This window comes from Streptomyces sp. A3M-1-3 (assembly GCF_024213665.1).
GTDB lineage: Bacteria > Actinomycetota > Actinomycetes > Streptomycetales > Streptomycetaceae > Streptomyces.
This window is the reverse complement of record NZ_JANAVP010000054.1, coordinates 1-20,478: the sequence shown is the minus strand read 5'-3', so window position 1 is coordinate 20,478 and position 20,478 is coordinate 1. Positions and strand designations below refer to the sequence as shown.

11 protein-coding genes and 2 pseudogenes are annotated in these 20,478 nt (G+C 69.8%); 8 read left to right on the top strand and 5 right to left on the bottom strand.

Translation table 11 applies throughout. The annotated features are described in order from the left end of the window. The 4 genes and pseudogenes from NLX86_RS33440 to NLX86_RS33425 all read left to right on the top strand — a co-directional run. Positions 1–867, top strand: a pseudogene (locus NLX86_RS33440) (2-oxoglutarate ferredoxin oxidoreductase subunit alpha); the annotation flags it as partial. A 52-nt stretch (positions 868–919) separates the two neighbouring features. Continuing rightward, entirely contained in the window at positions 920–1,936 is a 1,017-nt protein-coding gene (locus NLX86_RS33435) for a 2-oxoacid:ferredoxin oxidoreductase subunit beta (protein ID WP_254375589.1), read from the top strand. A 94-nt stretch (positions 1,937–2,030) separates the two neighbouring features. Next, a pseudogene (locus NLX86_RS33430) lies at positions 2,031–2,318 on the top strand (transposase family protein); the annotation flags it as partial. Positions 2,319–2,486: 168 nt separating this feature from the next. Continuing rightward, on the top strand, positions 2,487–5,759 hold the full coding sequence (locus tag NLX86_RS33425; protein ID WP_254375588.1) for a BTAD domain-containing putative transcriptional regulator: 3,273 nt from the start codon (positions 2,487–2,489) through the stop codon (positions 5,757–5,759). A 47-nt stretch (positions 5,760–5,806) separates the two neighbouring features. Here the strand turns inward: NLX86_RS33425 and NLX86_RS33420 are convergent, their stop codons facing one another. Beyond that, positions 5,807–7,264 carry an MFS transporter gene (locus NLX86_RS33420; RefSeq protein ID WP_254375587.1) on the bottom strand — a complete coding sequence of 486 codons (1,458 nt, stop codon included), beginning with the start codon at positions 7,262–7,264 and terminating at the stop codon, positions 5,807–5,809. Between the two features lie 81 nt (positions 7,265–7,345). After that, a complete protein-coding gene (locus tag NLX86_RS33415) occupies positions 7,346–8,836 on the bottom strand; it encodes an MFS transporter (protein WP_254375586.1) in 1,491 nt (496 codons plus the stop codon). A gap of 748 nt (positions 8,837–9,584) precedes the next feature. Here NLX86_RS33415 and NLX86_RS33410 point away from each other — a divergent pair. After that, positions 9,585–10,127 carry a hypothetical protein gene (locus NLX86_RS33410; protein ID WP_254375585.1) on the top strand — a complete coding sequence of 181 codons (543 nt, stop codon included), beginning with the start codon at positions 9,585–9,587 and terminating at the stop codon, positions 10,125–10,127. 199 nt (positions 10,128–10,326) lie between these two features. Here NLX86_RS33410 and NLX86_RS33405 read toward each other — a convergent pair whose 3' ends face one another. From NLX86_RS33405 to NLX86_RS33395, 3 genes are all read right to left on the bottom strand, one after another. Beyond that, the gene (locus NLX86_RS33405) at positions 10,327–11,172 is read right to left on the bottom strand and encodes an alpha/beta fold hydrolase (protein ID WP_254375584.1); all 846 of its coding nucleotides are present in this window, start codon (positions 11,170–11,172) and stop codon (positions 10,327–10,329) included. 79 nt (positions 11,173–11,251) lie between these two features. Then, positions 11,252–12,592 carry an NAD(P)/FAD-dependent oxidoreductase gene (locus NLX86_RS33400; protein ID WP_254375583.1) on the bottom strand — a complete coding sequence of 447 codons (1,341 nt, stop codon included), beginning with the start codon at positions 12,590–12,592 and terminating at the stop codon, positions 11,252–11,254. 154 nt (positions 12,593–12,746) lie between these two features. Next, positions 12,747–14,363, bottom strand: a complete 1,617-nt coding sequence (locus tag NLX86_RS33395; RefSeq protein WP_254375582.1) for an MFS transporter — start codon at positions 14,361–14,363, stop codon at positions 12,747–12,749. A gap of 277 nt (positions 14,364–14,640) precedes the next feature. On the opposite strand from NLX86_RS33395, the gene NLX86_RS33390 reads away from it, so the two are divergent. The 3 genes from NLX86_RS33390 to NLX86_RS33380 form a co-directional block, all read left to right on the top strand. Next, positions 14,641–17,922: a BTAD domain-containing putative transcriptional regulator gene (locus tag NLX86_RS33390; protein ID WP_254375581.1), complete on the top strand. Its 3,282-nt coding sequence runs from the start codon at positions 14,641–14,643 to the stop codon at positions 17,920–17,922. Positions 17,923–18,523: 601 nt separating this feature from the next. After that, the gene (locus NLX86_RS33385) at positions 18,524–20,146 is read left to right on the top strand and encodes an FAD-binding oxidoreductase (protein WP_254375580.1); all 1,623 of its coding nucleotides are present in this window, start codon (positions 18,524–18,526) and stop codon (positions 20,144–20,146) included. 138 nt (positions 20,147–20,284) lie between these two features. Next, positions 20,285–20,478, top strand: a 194-nt coding sequence (locus NLX86_RS33380) for a hypothetical protein (RefSeq protein ID WP_254375579.1), incomplete at its 3' end; no start/stop codon positions are given.

Genomic DNA, 20,478 nt, shown 5'->3' with positions numbered 1-20,478 from the left:
CTGGAGCTGCCGCTGCTGATCGTCGACATCCAGCGCGGCGGGCCCTCCACCGGCCTGCCCACCAAGACCGAGCAGGCGGACCTGCTGCAGGCGATGTACGGGCGCAACGGCGAGGCACCGGTCCCCATCGTCGCCCCGCGGACGCCGGCGGACTGCTTCGAGGTGGCGATCGAGGCGGCGCGGATCGCGCTGACCTACCGGACGCCGGTGTTCCTGCTGAGCGACGGGTATCTGGCCAACGGCTCCGAGCCGTGGCGGATCCCGGACCTCGACGAGCTGCCCGACCTGCGCGTTCAGTTCGCCTCCGGCCCCAATCATGAGCTGGCGGACGGCAGCCGGGTGTTCTGGCCGTACAAGCGGGACCCGCAGACCCTCGCCCGCCCCTGGGCGGTACCCGGCACGCCCGGCTTGGAGCACCGGATCGGCGGGATCGAGAAGCAGGACGGCACCGGCAACATCTCCTACGACCCGGCCAACCACGACTTCATGGTCCGCACCCGGCAGGCCAAGGTCGACCGTATCGAGGTGGCGGAGCTGAGTGTCCAGGACCCGGACGGCGCCCGCACGCTGGTGCTGGGCTGGGGATCGACGTACGGGCCGATCACCGCCGCCGTACGCCGGCTGCGGACCGCCGGCATCCCCATCGCGCAGGCCCATCTGCGCCACCTCAACCCCTTCCCGCCCAATCTCGGGCAGGTGCTGCGGCGTTACAGCAAGGTGGTGGTGCCGGAGATGAACCTCGGCCAGCTCGCCACCCTGATCCGGGCCCGCTACCTGGTCGATGCACAGTCCTACAACCAGGTCAACGGCATGCCGTTCAAGGCCGAGCAGCTCGCAGAAGCTCTCAAGGAGGCCATCGGTGTCTAAGTCGAACCAGACGCTCTTGTCGCTGGTCCCCAAGGCCGAGGCCAAGCAGTCCATGAAGGACTTCAAGTCCGACCAGGAAGTACGCTGGTGCCCCGGCTGCGGCGACTACGCGGTCCTCGCCGCCGTGCAGGGCTTCATGCCCGAGCTGGGCCTGGCGAAGGAGAACATCGTCTTCGTCTCCGGGATCGGCTGCTCCTCCCGCTTCCCGTACTACATGAACACCTACGGGATGCACTCCATCCACGGCCGCGCCCCCGCCATTGCCACCGGCCTCGCCACCTCCCGCCGCGACCTGTCGGTGTGGGTCGTCACCGGTGACGGCGACGCCCTGTCCATCGGCGGCAACCACCTCATCCACGCCCTGCGCCGCAACGTGAATCTGAAGATCCTGCTGTTCAACAACCGGATCTACGGCCTGACCAAGGGCCAGTACTCCCCCACCTCCGAGGTCGGCAAGATCACCAAGTCGACGCCGATGGGCTCGCTCGACGCGCCCTTCAACCCCGTCTCCCTCGCCATCGGCGCAGAAGTCTCCTTCGTCGCCCGCACCATCGACTCCGACCGCAAGCACCTCACCGACGTGCTGCGCCAAGCCGCCGACCACCCTGGTACCGCGCTGGTGGAGATCTACCAGAACTGCAACATCTTCAACGACGGCGCTTTCGACGCCCTCAAGGACAACGACCAGGCCCAGGACGCCGTCATCCGCCTCGAACACGGCCGGCCCATCCGCTTCGGCGCCCCCCTCGACACCGGACTCGGCTCCAACGGCGTCGTACGCGACCCGGCCACCGGCGACCTCAAGGTCGTCACGGTAACAGCCGAGAACGAGCCGAGCATCCTGCTCCACGACGCCCACAACCCATCCCCCACCACCGCCTTCGCCCTCTCCCGCCTCGCCGACCCCGACACCCTCCACCACACCCCCATCGGGGTGCTGCGCAGCGTCGACCGGCCCGTCTACGACACCCAGATGGCCGACCAACTCGACACCGCCATCGAACACAACGGCAAGGGCGACCTGCCCGCACTACTCACCGGCACCGACACCTGGACCGTCATCGGCTGACAGGCGGTGATCGCCTGCGCCGAGGGTCTGTACGGTCTTCGGCTCTGTCGCAGATTCGGTGGTGACGGATCGTGCGAACATGTCACGATGAGTCATGAGTGATGTCAACAGCCTTGTAGGCGTGGTGTTTTCGGGGCTGTCTCCGCTCGTCATCGAGCACGTGCGGGACGACGGGGACGAGATCCGCGTGCTGGCGCGGACTCCCGGGGGCTGGGGCGCCTGCCCGGATTGCGGCACGGAGTCTGCGCGCGTGCACAGCTGTCACGAGCGGACGGTGGCCGACGTGCCGGTCGACGGCCGCCGGGTTGTCGTGCGGGTGCGGATACGACGCCTGGCGTGCCCCACTCGTGGATGCCGCCAGACCTCCAGGGTCAACCCCCCACACCCTCACCGCCTGATCAGCACCCTTCCTCGAAACGAGCCGCACCCATGTCTGTTTCCGTGATCCCGGCCGGGCAGTCAGGCGCCAACCGCCGGAGGCCGCTGCTGCCTCCCTGAGGTCCCGCTGAGGACCCGTGAGCCCTCTGTGAGCTGGGCTATCGTGAGGGCCATGCGTTTTGGGGTGCTTGGGCCGCTGGCGGCTTGGACAACCGACGGGCAGCCAGTCAGGGTCCCCGAGGCGAAAGTCCGTGCCCTGCTGGCTGCGTTGCTGCTGGCCAACGGGCGCGCGGTGTCAACGGACACGCTCGTCGACGCCCTGTGGGGCGACGATCCTCCCGGCAATCCCGCCAACACGCTGCAGGGCAGGGTCTCGCAGCTGCGGCGGGCGCTCGAACAGGCGGAGCCCGGTGCCCGGAACCTGTTGGTCCACCAGTCAGCCGGGTACCTGCTGCGGGTCGACTCCTGCGCAGTGGACACGGGCCGGTTCACGGAACTGATCACGCGGTCGCGCGAGACGGACGACCTTCGCACCAAGGCGAGGCTGCTGTCTGACGCCATGGTCCTGTGGCGGGGACCGGCGCTGGCCGACTTCGCCGACGACGAGTTCGCCAGACCCGCGATCACGCGCCTGGAAGAGCAGAGGCTGGTCGCACTCGAAGAGCAGGCAGAGGTACGGCTCGCACTCGGCGAGCACCGCCTGCTGGTCGGCGAGCTCGGCGACCTGGTTGACACCCAGCCCTTCCGAGAACGGCTGCGCGCCGCCCACATGTTGGCCCTCTACCGTTCCGGGCGGCAGAGCGAGGCGCTCGCGAGCTACGGCGACCTCGCGGCACGGCTCGCCGACGAGCTGGGCCTCGATCCCGCGCCCGAGCTTGTCGCCCTCCACCAGGCGATCCTGAGGCAGGATCCGGAACTCGACGCCGCGCAGGCGCCCGCAGCTCGGGTGCGTACAAATCTGCCCAGCCCGCTGACCGGACTGGTCGGCAGGGAGGGCGCGGTCTCCGAGGTGTGCAGGATGCTGGCCGCCGGCCGGCTGGTGACCCTCACCGGCTCCGGGGGAGTGGGCAAGACCCGGCTGGCGATCGAGACAGCCACCCGGCTCGCGGCCACGTACCCCGACGGCGCGTGGCTGGTGGAGTTGGCTGCGCTCCGCCGGAACGCGGCCGCCTCGCCGGCGGAGGCCATCATGGCGGTCTTGGGAATCAGGGAGGACGGGCTGCCTGTGGGGGAGCCGGCTGGTCCTGCCGACCGGCTCCATGAGGCACTGCGCGACAAGCAGCTGCTGCTTGTGCTCGACAACTGCGAGCACGTGATCGAACAGATCGCTGAGCTGGTGGGGCCGTTGCTGCTCGCCGCGCCCGCGGTGCGCGTCCTGGCGACGAGCCAGGAGCCCCTGGGCATGGCCGGCGAGCTGCTCTTGGACGTGCCGTCGCTGGAGCTGCCCGATCCCGCGGCCGAGCCTTCCGCAATGCTTGACAGCAGCGCAGTGCAGCTCTTCGTGGCCAGAGCGGCCGCGGTGGCCCCGGGCTTCGCCCTCAGCGACGGCAACGCGGGCGCGGTCGCGGAGCTCTGCCGGCGGCTGGACGGGATCCCGCTGGCCCTGGAACTGGCGGCCACCAGGGTGCGGGTACTGGGCGTACACGAGCTGGTCGCCCGTCTCGATGACAGGTTCGGACTGCTGGCCAGTGGGCAAAGAGGCGTCCCTGCCAGGCAGCGGACGCTCAGGGCGGTGATCGACTGGAGCTGGGAGCTGCTGACCGAGTCGGAGTGCATCGTCCTGCGCCGCCTCGCCGTACAGGCGGAAGGGTGCACTCTCCAGGCCGCGGAACAGGTGTGCGCCGGGGACAGCCTGAAGGACGTCCATGTTCTGGACCTGCTCGCCAGGCTTGTGGACCGCTCCCTGGTGGCCGTGACCGACTCAGCAGACGGGCCGAGATACCGGTTGCTGGAGTCCGTCGCGGTCTACTGCATCGAGCGGCTCCGCGATGCGGGCGAGTTCGGCGCAGTGACGCAGCGGCATGCCTCGTACTATGCCGATCTCGCCGAGCGGGCCGAGCCGCATCTGCGGGGGCAGGACCAGCGCCGGTGGCTGGAGCGCCTGGACGTGGAGACCGCCAACCTCCGCTCCGCGCTGGACAGCGCAGTGCTTGGGAGCGATCAGCGGCTCGCGTTGCGGCTGGTCAACGCGATGGCCTGGTACCTGTACCTGAGAGGCAGGCTCAGGGAGGCTCGCCGGTCGCTGGAGGCGGTCCTGGCCATGGAGGGCGGCGCTCCCGACGCAGCCCGGGCCGCCGCGGTGGCCTGGCGGGCGGGGATCGTCATCCTTCAGGGCGTAGGTGCCGACCCTGCGGCAGAGAGCCGCGCCGCCTTGAAGCTGTACGACACCATCGACGACCGGCAGGGACTCGCCAAGGCGCAGTGGTTCCACGGCTTCGCACTCTTCTTCGCGGGCGACCTGGCCGCAGGCGAGGACCTGGTGAACCGGGCCATCCCCGAGTTCCGCGGCTTCGAGGACCACTGGGGCGTGGCCGCGGCACTGAGCATCCGGGCCCACCAGGCACTGACACGAGGCGATCTGGACGCGCTGAAGAGGGAGGGCGAGCAGAGCGCTGCCAGGTTCCGCGAGCTGGGCGACCGGTGGGGACAGGTGCAGACCATCTTCCCTCTCGCGTCGCTCGCCGAGATCAACGGAGACTACGAGCAGGCGGGACGGCTCTATCGCGACGGCCTGCGGATGGCCGAGGACCTCGGGCTGTGGCCCGAGGTCGCGTACAAGCTGTGCGGGCTCGGCAGGCTGGCGCTGCTGGCCCACGATTACACGCAGGCCCGCGAGTTCCACAACCGGGCCCTGCTGCTCGCCACGGAGCAGAGCTTCAGGCCCGCCGAGATCTTCGCCGAGATCGGCCTCGGTCTTGGCGCGCGCAGGATGGGCAGACTCGATGCTGCCGAGAAGCACCTGCGCACCGTGCTTGAGTTCTACGGTCGGGTGGACGTCGAGCCGGGCAACACGCTGATCCTGGCCGAACTCGGGTTCATCGCCGAACAGCGCGGTGACGCCGAGACCGCGCTGGCCCTGCACCTCGAGGGCTTCTCAACCGCACGGGACGTGGGTGACCCCCGGGCGATGGCGCTGGCGCTGGAAGGGCTCGCCGGAGCCCGGTCCCTCGCCGGGCACCCCGACCAAGCGGCCCTGCTGCTGGGGACTGCGGCGGCAGCCAGACATGCGGCGGGAGCGCCGCTGCCTGCCGCCGAACGGGGTGACGTCGACCGGATCTCGGCCACGGCGCTGCAGGCACTGGGCAGCGAGGCATTCGCGGCGGAGTTCGAGCGTGGCGGCGCGCTCGAACCGGACCGGGCTCTGCTTGCCCTCGATGGTCTCGGCTGCAGGATGAAGTCCACCCGCACGCGGGCCGTTGCCTCGCCGACGTCGACCGTACGGTGACCCCGACTGTGATCCCGAGGCCGTGCCTGGACGGGTCACGAGCGCCGTCAGTTCGTCATTCGTGCTCTGAAGTGAAGCCAGATCAGGGCGACTACCGCGACGGAGGAGGAGATCAGCAGGGCGATTCCGGCACGGACGGCGCCAGTCCACTCCGTACCCCCTTCGAGCGCTCCGAAGAACACCAGGCCGGTGACCGCGATGCCGAGGACACCCCCGGTCTCCTGGACTGTGCCAAGCACCCCTGAAGCACCGCCCCTGTGACGGGACCCTGCACTGGCCAGAACCGCGGAGATCAGCGGAGACATCACCAGGCCCATGCCCGCTCCCGTCAGGAACAGGCCGGGCAGCAACCGCAGTGACGGGTCGGCGTAGTTGATCGCTTGATGGATCAGAGCAAGTCCGCAGGTCAGAGCGAGCGCGCCGACGACTGGCAGCCGTCGCTCCAGCCTGCGGGTCAGCCGCCGGGTCTGCAGGGAGGCCAGCAGGAATCCCGCGTTGATCGCTGTGAACACCGCCCCCGACGTGACCGGGCTGAGTCCCAGCCCTTCCTGCAGGAAGACCGCGAGTACGAAGGACAGTCCGGCCGAGTTCGCGAACAGCAGCGCCACGGCCAGCAGCCCGAAGGTGAACCCGCGTTCAGTGAACAGCCCCAGGTCGAGCAGCGGCTCCCTGCCGGTGGCGGCGCGCCGTCGCTGGCGTGCGATGAATGCGGCCATCACCGGCACCGACGCGGCCAGGCTGAACCACGTCCACGCGGGCCAGCCCTGCTCGCGTCCTTGAATCAGGGGCAGCACGATCGCGACCAGTCCCGTCGCGACGAGGACCGCCCCCGGCAGGTCCACAGCAGCCCACGCGCGAGATGGCCGGGGCAGTGCGGCCGTGGCGCGCGACTCGGGTATCAGCCGGCGGGTCATCACCAGCGCTGCCGCGCCGATGGGGATGTTGACCAGGAAGCAGGCACGCCAGCCCAGGCCTGCCGGGTCGGCCGCGACGAGCAGCCCGCCTACCACCTGCCCGCTCACCCCTGCGAGGCCGACGGCAGCGCCGTACCAGCCGAAGGCCCTGGGCCGGTCGGCGCCGGCGTACAGGGCAGCGAGCAGCGCCAGTACCTGAGGGCCCATCAGTGCCGCCGCGGTGCCTTGCACGACCCGGGAGAACACCAGGAAAGACGCGTCGGGCGCCGCCCCGCAGGCCGCGGAGGCCAGGGTGAACAGCGCCAGCCCCACGGTGAAGACGCGGCGTGGTCCGTACAGGTCGCCGAGCCGCCCGCTGATGATCAGGCCTGCCGCGTAGGCGAGGCCGTACCCGGCGACAACGAATTGCGCGGAGGCGGCACCGGCTTGCAGGTCCGCGCGGATCGAGGGGACGGCGACGTTGGCGATGAAGAAGTCGAGCGTGGTGATGAAGACGGCTGCCAGGAGGACGGGAAGCGTCCACCAGCGACTACGACTCTTGACCGGCGCCCTGAGCGGGTCGCGGGCATACGAGGGGAGAGTGACTGTCATGGGGTCTCCCGAGAAAGGGGCGCTTCGAGGACTTGAGTAGCCCTCGAAGCGCTGATGGAGCGTCCGGTTCCCCGGAGTTGTTCAGTTCTTGGCCGGTTCGGGCACCTCGGCCTCGGCCGCTTGGTGGGAGGCGGCTGCGGGCTGCCGGATCAGGAACATGGCCAGGGCGGTGAGCAGGGCGAGGCCGGCGAAGACGGCGGTGGCCAGGAATGCGCCCTGGAACCCCTCCGTCAGGGCGAAGCGGGACTCGGAGCCGTCGGTTACGGCCACCGCGACAGTGGAGGAGATGGCGATGCCGAACGCCGCACCGATCTGGAAGACCGCGCCGTTCACTCCGGAGGCCAGACCCGACTCCTCGGGCCGCACTCCGGAAAGCGCGGCGATGGAGGCGGCGACGTTGGTGCTGCCGATGCCGGTGCCGAAGACCACCAGGCCCCAGAACAGGTCGCTCCAGTAGTTTCCGTCGGCCGACACCTGGGACAGCAGCAGAAGTCCGGTTCCGAGCAGGATCGCGCCGACCAGGGCGATCAGCTTGTAGCCGACCTTGCCGGCGAGGCGGGCCCCGACGTTCGCGCCGATGATGGACATCGCGGCGTAGATCGCCGTGCTGAGGCCGAACACGATCGCGGAGTAACCCAGGACCTGCTGGGCGTACAGCGAGGTGATCAGAGCACCGCCGAAGACGGACATGGCGACCAGCAGCATCAGCAGGTTGCCGCCCACGAAGGTGGCCGAGCGGAAGATCTTCAGCGGCACCAGGGGCGACTTCGAACGGGCCTCGATCATAAGGAAGAGGACGGCGAGCACCGCTGCAGCGACCAGCAGACCGATCGTCCGGCCGGAACCCCAGCCCACCTCAGGGGCCTCGACGACCCCGTAGACGAGCAGGGCGACCGCGAGGGTGACGGTCAGTGCGCCGAAGGGGTCGAACGAGCGCTTGCCAGGACGGACCGGGGTCTCACGCAGCACGCGCGGCCCCAGCAGGAGGATGAGTCCGGCGATGGGAATGTTGATGAAGAAGATCCACTCCCAGCCGAGCAGCTCGGTGATCGGGCCTCCGATCAGCAGGGCGGCGGTCGCGCCGAACGCCCCGATCCCGGTCCAGACACCCAGCGCCTTGTTGCGCTCGGGACCCTCGCCGAAGGTGTGCATCAGCACCGCCATGGCAGTCGGCGTCATGATGGCTGCCGCCACCCCCTGCGCGATGCGTGCCGCAATCAGCATCTCACTCGTCACGGCCAGGCCGCAGAGCAGCGAGGCGGCCAGGAAGAGGGCCGTGCCGATCATGAACATCCGCCGCCCGCCCAGCAGGTCGGCCGTACGGCCGCCAAACAGCAGCAGACCGCCGAAGCTGAGCAGGTAGGCGCTCATGACCCACTGCACGCCGGCCGGGGTGAAGCCCAGTTCGCTCTCGATGAACGGCATGGCCAGGATCACGATCTGGGAGTCGACGATCACCATGAAGTACGCGGCGCACAGCAGCGCCAAGGCCTTCCACCGGCGTGAATCGGGCCCTGGGTCGTCTCCACGGGTGATGTTGAAGGAGGTCTCGGTGACCTGATGACGAGGCATCTTTATTCCTGGTGTTTCCGGCGCGGCTGGGGCCGCGAGAGGTAACGAGGGACATCGAGGGGGATGAGGACCGAGCTGGTCCGCCCCCAGCAGGTGCGCGATACCGTGGCGGCGACGAGGGCAGGACCGGCGCCGCCCCTATGCCCCTTGGAGCGACGACCGAGGACCGCCGACGCTCGGGAGGCTGTGCCGCGGTCCGGTCGCGCCCGGGACGGGCGGGCTGGCTCCGGTCTCATGAGGGGGCACTTCTCGCACGAGTCGGCCCCCCTTCCCGGTGGTTGGTCTTGCCACGTCCTCAACCCTGCAGACCAGCGCTTATGATCCGCTTACGATCCGCTGTGAGTCTGCTGCGGCTGCAGGCGGCCGGTCTGGTGTCAGGCTGGGTGTCGGCAGTGGAGCGTGCCGTCCATCACACGAACGGCTTGTGCCGTCGTGAGCCGCTGCGGTTCGTCAGAGGCCCGGGAAGTGACGATGAACGCGCCCTGAGCCAGGGCAGACCGGGCGTGATCGCGGTCGTGGCAGGTGCGGCAGACATGCCCCTCCGGCCAGCAGACCACCACCGGCCGTAGCATCCGCAAGGGACAAATCCCCTGCGTGTGGCCGGGTTCATGGTCGGGTGGGTTGCGGGACGGGCGGGCACCGGGCGGATGAGGTGTCCTGGCGGACCTCGTCGCGCGTGTCCAGGGCCAGGCGCCACTGCTCCCGAGGCCGCTCGGTCTCGGGGATGCCCGCCTTGACGAGGCGCGGCATGGCCGCGGTGTCGGCCCCGGCCGACGAGGTCGTCCCGCTGCTCACCAGATGGCCGGACCTGGGAGCCGCGGCCGTCAACGCGCCCGAACGGTGCGTCATATCCGGCGGTGCCGACTCGCTTGCGGCGGCCACCGAGCACCTGCGCGGCCAGGGCTGGACAGTCACCCCACTGCGCGTATCGTCCGCCTTCCACTCGCCGTTGATGGCCGAGGCCTACGCCGGACAGCCCGGCCGGAAGGTCCCGCTGCCGACCTACGCGTTCGACCGTCGCCGCTACCGGCTGCCTGCCCGGCCGACCGGGTGCGCGACGACTCACGCTGTCACCGACGTCCGCCGGGCGGTCATCGAACCGCCCGATCTGCGTTGTCCCTGCGGTGCCGGCCGAGGGCCGTCGCGAACCGCCCGGACGCCCCGGCGAGTTGGACCGGCGACCACAGGCGCCGGGAAACCGCCCACCCTGGTCGTCAACGGCGGCCGGCGCGTTCCTGGCGCCGCTGTCGCCTCACGGCCGCACGCGGTGACGCGAAGCGAGGTGGCCTGACGCCGCGTGCCCCCCGGACGGACGGCGCTGCCTCCACAACACGCCTCGGGCCGACCAGCACCAGGGGGCGGCGTCGCGGCGCCGGTGCTCGCTCGGCAGAGTTGTCCTCGGTCGCCGACGGTCCGCGTCGACTCCCTCCTCCGCGCCGCCGGACCCGCCCGGACGCCGCTCCTTCTCCCAGCCCATGGGGCGGTCGGCCTCAGTTCTTCAGGTGCTGGCGCACCCGGTCCCGGATCTCGGCGCTGACTGTCCCCGGCACCTCTTCAGGCTGCCAGTGCGAGATCCCCTTCAGGGTCACCAGCCGATAGGGGCCTGTGACGTACTCCGCAGTCTTCTCGGCGGCGAGAGTGCTGACCGAGGGGTCGGCTTCGCTCCAGACGAAGGTGGTCGGCACGGAGACCGGACCGAGGCTGCCGCTGTCGTCGAAGAGGGTCCCTGCCCGGTACCAGTTGAGCGCCGCGTCGAGTGCGCCGGGCTGGGTGTGCAGGGCCATGTACCGGTCGATCTGCTCATCGGTGAGCACCGTGTCGACCACGTGGTACCAGTCCCGCAGCTTGGCAGCACCGTCCTGCAGCATCGAATCCGCCCGGCCCTCCGCGGTGAGGAAGTCCACGTATTCCGAGCTCTTCCGCTGCTCGGGGTCGCTGTGGAAGGCGTACTGGTAGGCGTCGAGGTGGGGGAAGGCCACCGCGGTCAGCGTGCTGACCCGGTCCGGGTGACGGGCGGCCATGTACCAGGCGACGACGGCGCCCCAGTCGTGGCCGACCACATGGGCCGAGGGGAGGCCCAGGGCGTCGAGGATCCCCAGGGCGTCGCCGGCGATCAGCGGCAGTCTGTAGGAGTCCACCCCCGCAGGGCGGGCGCCGGGGGAGTAGCCACGCTGATCGAACGCGATCGTGCGGAGGCCGGCTTCATTGAGAAGCGGTACGACCTCGTCCCAGGACTGGCGGCTCTGCGGGAAGCCGTGCAGGAGGAGGACCGGCTGACCGTCCTCGGGACCGCTCACATCGACGTCGAACACCAAGTCGTCGAGAGATATCTGCATGTGACCAACCTGTCTGCTGTGCGCGAATGTGCCGGGCAACGAAGGGGAGTCGGGATTGTGAGGTGGTGAGACGATTCGCCTACCGGCCCGCGCCCTCCTCGCTGCGGCGGAGTGCCTGCTCGATGCCGGGACGTGTCAGTGCCTCGGGCGGATCGATGAGACCGATCACCCGCATCAGGACACCGGCCACCTCGCTGTCGCGGGCCGCGGCGGCCTGGACCCGGGCGATGTACTCGTGGCCCTGCAGGACCTCTTCCGAGCGGTTCCCCTCGACTCCGGGAAAGCTCAGGTCACTGGTGATCGCCATTGCCCACGCTCCGTCGACGGCGTCCTCGGTCACCTCGCGGAAATACCGGAGCGGCTCCGGCTGGGAGTGCTCCCGCAGATGCCGGCGAAGGGTGAGCGTCGAGATCGCGGAGACGGTCATGCCCTGTGCGTAGGACGGGTTGAAGCTGCACACCGCGTCACCCATGACGAGCAGGCCGGCGGGGAAACGCTCCATCCGCTCGTAGTGACGCCGGAGGTTCGCAGGGAACCGGTACGCCACCAGGTCATCGAGCGGCTCGGCGTCCAGCAGCGCTTCGTAGAGGTCCGGGACCGGCAGGGTCTTGATGAAGGCGAGGAAGCCCTCGTGGACGGTCGGCGGGTGGTCGCCGAGAATGCCGTAGGCGGTCACGACGCTCCGGTTCCCGTCGACCTTGCTGACGATCACGCCGCGGGGAAGGTCGGGTGAGGCTACGGCGTTGATCGCCATGGCGCCGTGGTACGGGTCGGTCCGCATCCGGTAGTGGCGGGTCGTATAGCCCAGGCCGATCTTGTGCTTGGCTTCCTCGACCCGCGGGTAGCCGAACTCCTCCAGCCACGCCGGGATACGTGATCCCCGCCCTGTGGTGTCGATCACCAGGTCGGCGTCCAGGGCCTCCTCGGTGCTGCCCTCCTCCAGGCGCAGCACCCACACCCCGGTTATCCGGCCGCGGTCGGGCGACGCCTTCAGCCTGAGGACGTTGCACCGCTCGAGGAGGCTCACGTTGGGCAGGGCCTGCACCCTGGCGCGGACGTGTCGCTCCAGAAACGGTCGGCTGGCGGTCAGGGCGACCAGCCCGGAGGGGGTCTTCTGCAGCTGCTCGCCGTTCATGTACCAGCGCACGTCATCGGCCACATCGCCGGTATGGGCCCCCTCCGCGGCCATTTCCTCGGTAATGCCTGGAAACAGCTCTTCGATGATCTGCTGACCGCGTGCCAGCAGCCCGTGCACGTGGCGGCCTTGGGGAACACCACGCCGCGGACCGCTGACGCCGGACAGCTCGTCACGGTCCACCACCGTTACCTGGGCGTAGGACTCTGCCAGCACCCGGGCGGCGAAGATGCCTGCCAGGCCACTGCCGAGCACGACTGCACGCTCTCCCCTGTGATTGCTCATAGCGACTACCTCCGTGAACTCTGCGATCTTTTCTGCCGTCTCTGCCGGGAGGCCCCGGATCTGCTGGTGGGCATGCGCTGCCTGCACGCCTCGCGACGCGGCAGCTCCTGCCGCAGTCCGGGGACCCGCCCCAAGTGGCCGGCCGGAAGAGGCTCTAGTGGGTCGGAACCTTGTTCGTTGGCTGCGCCTCGGGTGCGCCGGATTCCACGGCCTCCGGCGCGGTCTCCTGAGAGCCGAACGCGGGGATGTGGCGGAGCAGCGTGAAGATGAGGACGGCGGTCGCGAGCGCGAAGCCGACACTGACGAATGCAGCCGTGTGGAGCCCGGTGGTGAACGCTTCGCGGGCGCTGATGAGGAGATCGTTGCCGAGCTCGCCCGGAAGCCTGGCGGCCGCGGCCGCGGCACCGCCGAGGGTGTCGCGTGCTGCCTCGGCGGCCGCGGCCGGAACACCGGACGGTGCGGAATCAGCCACCTCGCTGCGGTAGACCGCGACGGCGACGCTGCCGCTGACCGCGATGCCCATGGCCAGACCGAGGTCGTAGGCGGTCTGGCCGGTCGCGGCGGCCGATCCGGCCTTCTCGGGCTCGGAGGACCCGACGGCAAGGGCGGTGCCCAGCACGCTGATCGGGGCGACGCCGAGCATGATGACGGCCAGTGCGACCGAGGCGAGGACGACACCCGAGTCGTCGCTCCCGACCTGGGCGGTCATCCAGTAACCGACCAAGGAGACCAGCGTTCCCACCAGGAGGACGTAGGCCGGGCGCACGCGTCGGGCAAGGACCGGAGTCAGCTGGGAGCCGAGGATGAGCCCGACGGCTCCGGGGAGCAGCCACAGACCTGCTCCCAGCGCCGTCTGTCCTGCGACCTGCTGGAGGTACTGCGGGACCAGGTACTCGACGCCGTTGAGGGCCGTCATGCCGAACAGCAGAGTCAGCAGTGCGCCGGTGAACCCGCGGTTGGAGAACAGGCGCAGGTCCAGCAGCGGGGACGCCAGCCTGCCCTGCCTGCGTGCGAAGAGCACGCTGAAGACCGCGCCGGCCACGAAGGCCAGCCCGACCTGCCAGCTGAGGCCGTACTCGGCGATCCTCTTGATGCCGTAGACGACCGGCAGGATGCCGAGCAGGAACAGCGCGACACTCGTCAGGTCCAGGCGTCCAGCGTTGGGGTCCCGGTACTCGGGCAGCAGCACCGGAGCTGTAACCAGCGCCAGCAGCATGACCGGCACGCCGATCAGGAAGACCGATCCCCACCACCAGCTGGCCAGCAGGCCTCCGCCGATGACCGGGCCGATCGCGAGACCGACCGACAGGGCGGTCACCCACATGGCGATGGCAGTGGCCCGCTGCCTGGGGTCGGCGAACATGTGGCTGATCAGTGAGAGGGTGGAGGGCAGCACCGCGGCGCCGGCGACACCGAGTACCCCACGAGCGGCGATCAGCATCTCCGGACTGGTGGAGTAGGCAGCGATCAGCGAGGCGATGATGAACCCGACGGCCCCGATCATCAGCAGCCTGCGGCGGCCGATGCGATCACCCATGGTCCCCATGATGACCAGGAAGCCGGCGGTCATGAACCCATAGATGTCGGTGGTCCACAGCAACTGGCTGCTGGACGGCTGCAGATCGGCGGCCAAGTACGGCGTTGCCAGCCACAGCACGCCGAGGTCCGCTGTCATCAGCATGGTCGGCAGGAGCAGAATGGCCAGCCCGAACCACTGCCGGGGCGAGGCCCGCAAGCTGGCTGCGGAGGCGGATGCGGCGTTCGAAGACATGAATGATCCTTTTCCGGGTTCCTGGCCTGCCGACGCCTTGGTCGCCGGCAGGGGCGGCACGACGAAACCTCGACGTTGCCCATGAGTGACTCGGGGATGAGTGACGAAGGAGTCGGCCTGACCCACCGTGCGACAAGCGGCTTCGGGCGCCCTTCGGGCCGTCTTCGGACAGACCTTCGGGCGGACTTCGGGCCGCCCTGCCGGCCTCCTCGGGTCTTCTGACAGACTGCGGAGGATCGGCTGAGTCTCCCCTTGTCGGCTGCATTACGTTGACGCCATGCGATTTGGGGTGCTGGGACCGCTGGCGGTGTGGACGACGGACGGGCGACGGGTCAGGATCCCCGAGCGGAAGGTCCGCGCGCTGCTCGCCAACCTCCTGGCCCACGACGGGCAAGTCGTCTCGGCCGATCGGCTCATCGACGATTTGTGGCCTGACGGGCCACCAGGCAACCCCTCGGGCGCCCTGCAGGCGAAGGTCTCCCAGCTGCGCCGGGCGCTTGAGGACGCGGAGCCGGGCAGCCGGAGCCTGGTGGTCGCCCGCCGACCCGGGTACGAACTGCAGGCCGATGCGGTGGACGCGGGACGGTTCGCGGCTCTGACAGCCCGCGCCCGGGCTGCCGACGACCACCGGGTACGGGTGGCTCTGCTCGGGGAGGCGATGGCATTGTGGCGTGGCCCGGCCTTCGCCGACTTCGCCGATGAGGCGTTCACCCAGGCTCCGATCACCCGCCTGACGGAAGAACGCCTGCTGGCCCTGGAGGAGCAGGCCGAGGCGCGCCTCGAACTGGGTGAGCACAGCCAGCTGGTGAGCGATCTGGGCGAGGCGGTGGCCAGTCATCCGTTGCGGGAGCGTATGCGGGCGGCACAGATGAGAGCGCTCTACCGGGCCGGGCGGCAGAGCGAGGCGCTCGCCAGCTACGACGAGCTGCGCGCCCGTCTTGCCGAGGAGCTGGGCCTGGATCCCAGCCTCGAACTGGCCGCCCTCCACCAGGCGATCCTGACTCAGGACCCGGGACTGGCCCCGGCGCCCGAGCCCGCTCCGACGGCTTCCGCGGCCCGGCCCCGTACCAACCTGCCGGCCACGCTCACCGAGCTGATCGGCCGCGACGGCGCGGTGGCCGAGATACGTGCACTGCTCAACGCGGGGCGTCTGGTGACGCTCACCGGCTCCGGCGGGGTCGGCAAGACCCGACTGGCCGTGGAGACGGCCTCCCGGCACGCCGGGGCCTTCCCCGACGGTGCGTGGCTGGTCGAACTCGCGGCCCTCGACCTCTCGGGCGATGCGGCTGCGTTGGACTCGCTGACCGAGGCCTTCATGACGGTCCTGGGCATCCGGGAGGACGCCGCCGCAGGTCTCCTCCCCACTGGGATCCCGGTCCCCCCGATCGACCGGCTCATCAGCGCGCTGCGCACCAAGCAGCTCCTGCTCGTCATGGACAACTGCGAACACGTCATCGAGCCGACCGCCCGGCTTGCCGAGCTGCTGCTGCGCGCCGTACCCGGACTGCGCCTCCTGACGACCAGCCAGGAGCCGCTCGCCGTCGACGGCGAGGCCCTGTGGACCGTTCCGCCGCTCGAGCTGCCTGACCAGGACTCCGGCAGGGAGCCCGAGATCCTGGAACAGGCGGGCGCGGTCCGGTTGTTCGTCGCGCGGGCCGCGGCCGCGGCGCCGGGATTCGCCCTCGACGCGCACAACGGCGAAGCGGTCGCGGCGATCTGCCGCCGCCTGGACGGCATACCCCTCGCCCTGGAACTCGCGGCCACCCGCGTCCGCGTTCTCGGCGTCCACACCCTGCTCAGCCGCCTCGACGACCGCTTTCGCCTCCTGGACGCCGGACACCGCGGCGCCCCGCCCCGCCAGCAGACCCTCCGCTCAATGATCGACTGGAGCTGGGAGCTGCTCACCGAGCCCGAGCAGGCCGTCCTGCGCCGCCTGGCCGTCCACGCGGAAGGCTGCACCCTGGAAGCCGCGGAAGCGGTCTGCGCCGGACAGTGCGTACAGGCTGAGGACGTCCTCAGCCTGCTCGCGCGCCTGGTCGACCGCTCGCTGGTCGTCGTCACCGAAAGCCCGCACGGCCCCCGCTACCGGCTTCTGGAATCCGTCGCCCTCTACTGCCTCGAGCGCCTGCGCGAAGCAGAGGAGTTCGCTCCTGTCCGCCTCGCCCACCAGCGCTATTACACTGCCCTGGCCGAAGAGGCAGAACCGCACCTGCGCGGCCACGCCCAACGCCGGTGGCTCGAGCGCCTCGACCTGGACTCCGCCAACCTGCGCACCGCCCTGGACGGCGACGACATCGACCTCACCCTCCGCCTGGTCAATACCCTGACGTGGTACTGGATTCTGCGCGGCCGGCTCGGCGAGGCCCGGCGCTCACTGGAGGCGGCGCTCACCGCCGCGGACGAGGCATCCCGCGGACTGCGTCCCGGGGGACCCTTGTCCGCACGCCTTCGGGCCCGCGCCAGCGCCTGGCACACCGGCATCACGATCTTCGAAGGAAACGGCACGGACCGCGCCGTCCGGTGCCGTGGAGCCCTCGAAGCGTACGAGAAGCTCGATGACCCGCGCGGAGAGGCCGAGGCCCAGTGGTTCCTCGGCCACGCCCTGTGCAGCATCGGAGATCTCGCGGGCGGCGAGGACCTCATCGACCGGGCCCTGGACGGTTTCCGCGCGCTCGGAGACCGCTGGGGGGAGGCCGCGGCGCTGAGCGACCGGGCCCAGCAGAGGATGCTCCGCGGCGACCTCGCTGCGGTCGAACGCGATGGCGAAGCCAGCGCCGAGCTCTTCCGTAAACTCGGAGACCACTGGGGACAGCTGCGAACCGTTCCCGCGCTGGCGACCTGGGCCGAGATCTTCGGTGACTACGACAGGGCCGCCCGGCTGCTCCGCGAAGGACTGGGCATGGCAGAGCGGCTCGGCATGTGGACCGAGGCGGCCGACCTGCTCACTGGCCTCGGCCGGATCGCCCTGCTGGTCGGCGACCACGCCCAGGCCCGGGTACTCCATGAGCGGTCGATGGGTCTCGCCGCCGAGCAGGGCTTCCGGGTCGGGGAGGTCAACGCCGAGGTCGGGCTCGGGCTCGGAGCCCGTAGGGAGGGCGAGTTGGACATCGCCGAGGCGCACATGCGCAACGTCCTGCAGTGGCACCGTCGGATGGGGCTCGACGGGGCCAACGCGCTGATCCTGGCTGAACTCGGCTTCATCGCCGAGCAGCGCGGTGAGGTGAGGGAAGCCCTGGCCCTTCAGCTGGAGGGATTCGACGTCGCACGCGCGACCGGCGACCCCAGGGCTCTCGCGCTCGCTCTGGAAGGCCTGGCAGGAGCGCAAGCCCTCGCCGGCCATCACATCCATGCCGCCCAGCTGCTGGGAGCGGCGGCCGCGGCCCGGGAGTCGACGGGAGCGCCTCTGCCGCCCGCCGAGCGGGGCGACGTCGACCGGATCACCGCGGCGGGACGGGGCGTACTCGGTGCGGAAGCCTTCACCACCGCCTTCGGCCAAGGGGGCGGGATGGAGCCCGAGGAGTACGTGGCACTGGCCGACAGGGGCCGCGGACCGCTGTGACGCCCGCGCCGTCCTCCCGGTTCCATCGCGGGGAGAGGGCACAGGCGGTGATGACGACAGGGTGGCGGCGGGCGACGAACAGTGAGATCTGCCGTCGGTACGGAACTCGGGTTCAGGGGGCCTGCCGCACGGATCGCCACGCTGACGGGTGCGCAGGGGGCTTCGTCCGATCGCGCCGCTGGAGACCCGGCAATTAACGTGCCGTGACTGAGGTTGCGCAGGCTTGAACGCGGATCCCGGCAAGGGCACCTCGGCTCGTCGCCGATTGCGTACGGCCCGCATTGCTTTCACACCGGGGGAGGACGGGTGAATTCCGTATCCACGCTCATGTGAACTCGTCGAACCCCTACCGCTCGGACGCCTGTCCTCCGCAGGGCTCGGCACCGCGCCGGTTCCCCGACGGCAGGCTCGCAGCCGACGTGAGCGGCTCCTTGCCCGGTGTCCCGGATCCGACGGCATCACAACTGCCGGGGGAGGGCATTGCTCCCCTCCGGAGCGCGGCAGCATGGGGCGATGCGGCCGGCAAGGAGAATGACTGAACTCCGGGAGGCGGCTCGATGCCGAAATCACTTGAATTCAATTGCGCCGGAGGCATGTGGTCATGACCGGGTACTCCCGCCGGACATTCGTGAGGAACACCGCCGCGACAGTTGGGGTCGCCCTGGCTCCCCCCGTCCTGGGCGAGGGAGTGGCGGTGGCCGTCGGTGCGGCCGGCGAGGAGGGGGTTGCGGAGACCGGCGCGCTGAGGGTCGGCCCGAGTGACGCGCGTTATCAGGGTCTGGCGTCGGGGGTGAATCTGCGCTGGGTCGGGACTCCGGACCACGTCCGGGTGGTCGGCTCGACCGATCAGGTGGTGCAGGCGGTCCAGGAGGCGGTGGACAGGGGCCAGCGGATCGCAGTACGCAGCGGCGGTCACTGCTACGAGGATTTCGTGACCCACGCGGATGTGCGGGTGGTCATCGACATGTCGGGCATGACCGGAGTCTTCTACGACCGGGAGCGCCAGGCGTTCGCAGTCGAACCAGGGGCGCTGCTGGGGACGGTGTACCGGTCGCTGTACAAGGGCTGGGGAGTGACCATCCCGGGCGGTACGTGTCCGACGGTGGGGGCGGGCGGACACATTGCGGGTGGTGGTTACGGCCCGCTGTCCCGGCTGCACGGCCTGACAGTCGACCACTTGTATGCCGTCGAGGTCGTCGTGGTGGATGCGGACGGCAACGCCCGGAAGGTCGTGGCGACCCGGGAGGCATCCGACCCCAACCGCGACCTGTGGTGGGCCCACACCGGCGCCGGCGGCGGCAACTTCGGTGTTATCACCCGGTATTGGCTCAGATCTCCGAACGCGACGGGCACCGATCCGTCTGCGATGCTTCCCCAGCCACCTGCCGAGCTTCTGGTCTCCGACATCAGCTGGTCGTGGAGCGGCATGACGGAGCAGTCGTTCACCCGGCTGCTGAAGAACTTCAGCCGCTGGCATGAGAAGAACTCCGGAGCTGATTCCGTGTACGCTGGCCTGTTCAGCCACCTCAAGCCCCAGCATCGTTCCGCCGGGGCGTTCTCGATGAGCACGCAGATCGACGCCTCGCTTCCCGGCGCGGAAGGGCTGCTCGACGACTTTCTCACCGCGGTCAACGCGGGTACGGGCCTGACCTATCAGGTCAATGACCGCAAGAAGGTGCCGTGGCTGTACGCCGTCACCCAGTGGTCGGGGTGGGTGGGAGGCGCCACGGCCCGGTGGAAGGCGAAGTCGGCCTATCTGCGCAGGGCCTTCCCGGATGCGCAGCTCAAGGCGTTCTACAGGCACATGACCCGGACTGACTACGATAATCCGGGAGGGATCGTCGTGCTGGCCGGGTTCGGCGGCCGGGTCAACTCGGTGGGCGCGTCAGAGACCGCGGTGCCGCAGCGCGACTCGATCATCAAGATGCTCTATGTGAGTCTGTGGGCCAACCCTGACGAAGACGCCAAGCACCTGCAGTGGATCCGAGAGTTCTACCGGGATGTCTACGGCGCGACCGGCGGTGTGCCGCGCCCGGACGGAGTCAACGACGGCTGCTTCATCAACTACGTCGATGCGGACATGGCCGACCCCTCGATCAACGACTCCGGGGTGCCGTGGCACCAGCTGTACTTCAAGGACGGGTACCGACGGCTTCAGCGGGTGAAGGGCAAGTGGGACCCGAGGGGTATTTTCACCCACTCCATGGCGATCCGGAATCCATGACACGGCCGGTCTCACCGGCACCCCTGCGGGCACTGTCTGTCTCGCTTTCGTCATGGACACCGTCTTGCGAGCCGGCAGCTCGGCTGCGGCCACCAGGCGCACCGAACTCGTGTCGGCCGCACCGGAGGCGGCTGTGCCGTGCGCGACCCGGCCGGCATCCCGACCTTGCTCGACGAGATCGACCGCCAGGCCCTGCCGGGCCTGGCGGTCAACGTGATCTGCGACAACCTCCGCCCACAAGGCCCCGGTGGAGTACTAGGGCCTGTTGCGAAAGTGGATCTCGCCTGTGAAATGATCTTGTGTTGTGGCGCGTGCAGATCTGACGGACGAAC